This is a genomic window from Holdemanella sp. DFI.5.55 (assembly GCF_020593575.1).
GTDB lineage: Bacteria > Bacillota_I > Bacilli_A > Erysipelotrichales > Erysipelotrichaceae > Holdemanella > Holdemanella hominis.
On sequence record NZ_JAJDMK010000111.1, the window covers coordinates 1 to 4,317 of the forward strand.

At 34.4% G+C, this 4,317-nt stretch carries 4 protein-coding genes, 1 tRNA gene and 1 pseudogene; 2 read left to right on the plus strand and 4 right to left on the minus strand.

The window, feature by feature from the left end:
- Positions 1 to 59: 59 nt before the first annotated feature.
- From pfkB to LJE08_RS12805, 4 genes are all read right to left on the minus strand, one after another.
- Positions 60 to 971, minus strand: coding sequence for a 1-phosphofructokinase (gene pfkB / locus LJE08_RS12790; RefSeq protein ID WP_227403422.1), 912 nt, complete (start codon positions 969 to 971; stop codon positions 60 to 62).
- Positions 968 to 1,510 carry a TIGR00730 family Rossman fold protein gene (locus LJE08_RS12795; protein WP_227403423.1) on the minus strand — a complete coding sequence of 181 codons (543 nt, stop codon included), beginning with the start codon at positions 1,508 to 1,510 and terminating at the stop codon, positions 968 to 970. Before LJE08_RS12795 ends, pfkB begins: the two co-directional genes overlap by 4 nt.
- A 65-nt stretch (positions 1,511 to 1,575) precedes the next feature.
- Positions 1,576 to 2,940, minus strand: a complete 1,365-nt coding sequence (locus LJE08_RS12800; protein ID WP_186998901.1) for a sodium-dependent transporter — start codon at positions 2,938 to 2,940, stop codon at positions 1,576 to 1,578.
- A 141-nt stretch (positions 2,941 to 3,081) separates the two neighbouring features.
- A tRNA-Glu gene (locus LJE08_RS12805) sits at positions 3,082 to 3,157 on the minus strand.
- Positions 3,158 to 3,305: 148 nt separating this feature from the next.
- On the opposite strand from LJE08_RS12805, the gene LJE08_RS12810 reads away from it, so the two are divergent.
- The gene (locus tag LJE08_RS12810; RefSeq protein ID WP_227403424.1) at positions 3,306 to 4,130 is read left to right on the plus strand and encodes a DegV family protein; all 825 of its coding nucleotides are present in this window, start codon (positions 3,306 to 3,308) and stop codon (positions 4,128 to 4,130) included.
- Between the two features lie 69 nt (positions 4,131 to 4,199).
- Positions 4,200 to 4,317 (plus strand): annotated as a pseudogene (locus tag LJE08_RS12815) (nucleotidyltransferase); the annotation flags it as partial.

Here is a 4,317-nt window from a genome sequence, read left to right on the forward strand (position 1 = left end):
TATTCTATCAGATTTTAAAAAGACTGTCGACAGTCACTTTGTCAACAGTCTGAAAACTCTTAGTTTTCGCTAAGAGTTTTCTTTATGTTTTCTACATCTTCTTTTGTGGCAAGACCAACTTGGAAGGCACTTGCACTACCACAACACAAACCATTGATGAATGCTTTATCATAGTCGGTTGTTTCTAAATATCCTGCAAGGAAACCTGCAACCATCGAATCACCAGCACCAACAGAATTCACTACCTCTCCTTTTGGCGCTTTACTTTGAATCACTTCATTATTATCACTTACAAGCACTGCACCTTGTCCTGCCATAGAAATCAATACGTTTTGAGCACCCATTTCCTGTAGCTTTTTGGCGTAAGGAATGACTTCATCTCGAGTGTTTAATTCGACATTAAAGATTTCACCTAATTCATGATTGTTGGGTTTTATTAAGAAAGGTTTATATTTTAATACTTTTAATAATAGGTTGTTTGTCGCATCGACAACAACTTTTATTTTCTTTTTCTGAACACGCTCCATGATTTGTTCATACATTGTATTTGGTAAAGTACTTGGGATGCTTCCTGAAATAACGAGAATATCTTTTTCTGTTAGATCATCTAATTGATTGAATAATTCTTGAATGTCTTCTGACTGAATATCAGGCCCCATACCATTGATTTCTGTTTCTTCATCTGATTTCATTTTTACGTTGATTCTAGATAATCCTTTCTTTACATAGATGAAATCTGTTTTAGCTCCATAACTCTCTAATCGATGTTCAATTTCTTCCCCTGTAAAACCTGCCATAAAACCTAGGGCTGTACTTTCGTGTCCAAGATTGGATAGGACAATTGAAACGTTAATGCCTTTTCCTCCGGGAAGGATTTCTTCGAATTTTGTTTTATTAATGATACCAGGCTTAAAATGATCGACTTGAATAACGTAGTCTAATGAGGGGTTAAAAGTAATTGTATAAATCATGATTGTGCTTCCCTTAACACTTTTTTAATTTCATTTAATGCGTCTAAGAAATAGATGTTTTGTTGCTGCTTTGGTGTGGATAATTCACAATCAATCATGTGCTGTAGGAATGCTTTTAAATGATCGTAATATCCATTCACATTATAGAAAATGCATGGGCATTCAAGTTGGTACAGTGAAAGTTTTGATAAGATTTCACTGACTTCTTCTAATGTTCCAGTTGCGCCTGGAAAGGCAATGAAAGCATCACCAAGTTCAATCATTCTTGTTCTTCGATCGGCAATATCTTTTTCAATGTACAGCTCGGTAAGATTATCCATGTGGACACCTTCATCCACAAACATTTGTGCTTCTACACCAATTACTTTGCCACCCGCATTTAATGTGCTATTGGCTAGTTCTCCCATTAATCCGGTTTTAGATCCACCGAACACTAATGTATGATTGTTTTTGGCAATCCATATTCCTAATTCTATTATTTTTGTTTTAAAGTCTGGATCATTTCCATAGGCTGATCCTAAATATACTGTAATGTTCATAAACTACCTCCTACAATTAGTTTACATTAAAATTGTACACAAAAAAAGCTTAGCACAAGCTAAGCTTACATGGAAATAAATCCAAATGCGTTCGCAATTGAACTTAATAAAATAATGAATGCGAAAATTGGACATAAGTATTGAATCATGAAATTGAATATTTTCTTACGTTTGAATGAATTTCCATCTTTTGTGATTTCTGCTTCGACTTTTTCTAATCCAACAACTCTTGAAACAAAGATACAAATCGCAATGGCAGCGATTGGCATCATGACTGAGTTTGTCAAGAAATCAAAGAAGTCTAAAAATTGCATTCCGATGATTGTTACGTTTGACAATGGACCATAACCTAAACATGATAGTGTTCCTAACCCAATCATAATAATGCCTAAAATGATTGTAGATTTTTTTCTAGACCAATGTAATTCATCTTGGAATGTGGATACAGCACTTTCGGTTAGCGCAATAGAGCTTGTGATAGCTGCGAATAACACCAACAAGAAGAAAATGATACCGATACCTGTACCTAGTCCCATACTTGCGAATACTTTAGGGATTGTGATGAACATCAAGGATGGTCCAGCTTTTAATGTTTCCATATCTCCACCTGAAAAAGAAAATACAGCTGGAATAATCATCAATCCTGCCATAATCGCAATGGCTGTATCGAAAATTTCTACGTTTTCTGTTGAACCTTCAATGGAAACATCTTTTTTCATATAAGAGCCAAATGTGATTAAAATACCCATCGCAATGGATAACGAATAGAACATTTGTCCCATAGCACTTACTACGGTCATCCATGAAAAATTATCAAAATTTGGAATTAAGAAATATTTAACACCTTCAAAAGCGCCAGGTCGACTGATTGAATATCCTGCAATGATTACAGATAGTACGACAAGAACTGGCATCATAAATTTGGATACTCTTTCAATTCCGTTTTGAACTCCTGCATAAATGATGGCGAGTGTAAAGAAAGTAAAGAGTATAAAACATATTTCTGTAGATACTCCGTTTGAAATGAAGTTTGGAAAATATGTATCTGTGGCAAGTAATTTTGCATCACCTTTTAAATATTCGAATAAGTACTTGATGACCCAACCTCCGATTACAGAATAATAGGGTACGATCAAGATGGGAATAATGGCATTGATCCATCCGGAAAATGATGCAAACTTTGTCTTTGCGAAAGTATGAAAAGCTCCCACTGGACTTTTCTTTGTCATTCTACCTAATGTCGTTTCGGCTATGATCATTGTATAACCAAAAGTTAAGGCCAGAACAATGTAAATAAGTAGGAAGATTCCTCCTCCGTATTTTGCGGCTAAATAAGGAAACCGCCAAATGTTACCAAGGCCAACACTGGCTCCAGCGGCAGACAAGACAAATCCTAATTTGCCAGAAAATGTACTACGTTTATTGTGCATAATATAAACACCCTTTCTCAATGATTTAGATTATATCATCTATGAAAGGGTTTACGCAAATTTGTGAAAAAATAATGTTAAGTTTTCTGAAAAAATGTATTTTGAATAAAAAAAGAAGTCCTTTCGGACTTTGTTTGAAAATGGTGACGCGTACGGGATTCGAACCCGTGAATGCATGCGTGAAAGGCATGTGAGTTAACCGTTTCTCCAACGCGCCATGTATATGAGACTCGTCTTTCTTGACAAGTTCTCACTTATATTACTACATGATTTTAATTAATGCAAGTATTTTTTTAAAAAATTTGACAGATTGTTTTAATAGTATATAATGTGAACAGTTAATTAAGTTAACTAAGGAGAAAAATATGATTCGATTATTAGTAGATTCAGCGAGTGATTATACGCAAGAAGAGATTAGAAATAAAAATTTATATTTTGTGCCATTACAAATTCAGATTGAAGGAAAGAATTATTTGGATGGTGTTGATATTGATAAGGAAACGTTTTATGAGAAGATGATGAATTCAAAAGAATTTTTTAAAACATCACAACCATCACCACAAGAATTTTTAGATATCTTCGAAGAAGTGAAGAAGAAACAAGAGACATTGATTTGTTTATCTTTATCGAGTAAGCTAAGTGGAACATATCAGAGTGCTTGTCTGGCAAAAGACATGGTGGATTATGAAAATATCTATATTGTAGATACATTAACTGCGGTTACTGGAATTCGCTTACTATGTGAAGTGGCGATAAACTGGATTGATGAAAATAGAAGTGTTGAAAATATTGTATCTGGCTTAGAAGAACTAAAAGAGCATGTGCATATTTATGCGGGTTTAGATACATTGGAATATTTGGCTAAGGGTGGAAGAATTTCTAAGACAGCAGCGGCTATTGGAACTTTAGCAAGTATTAAACCAATTATTTGTGTAGACCATGGAGAAGTTGTGGTTGCCGGTAAGACACGTGGTGTAAATAAGGCAACGAGTGTTGTATGTGAAAAGATGCAGTCAGATATTGTTGATACATTGTATCCAGTTTATACATTGTATTCATATGGTTTAGAGAATGTTGAAAAATTAGAATCAAAACTGGATTTAGATGTGAATCGTGTTCGTATTGGTTCAACAATTGGAGTTCATATTGGACCAAATGCATTTGGTGTTTGTTTCGTATCTAAACTATAGTTAACTTGTGAAGGTGTATGCATTTTAGTATAATGGATATACGGATTGACAAGGAGAGTTTTTGATAATATGAAAACAACATTAATTATTATGGCGGCTGGAATTGGTTCTCGTTTTGGTGGTGGAATCAAACAGTTAGCTAAAATGGGGCCAAATGGTGAAATCATTATGGATTACTCAATTTATG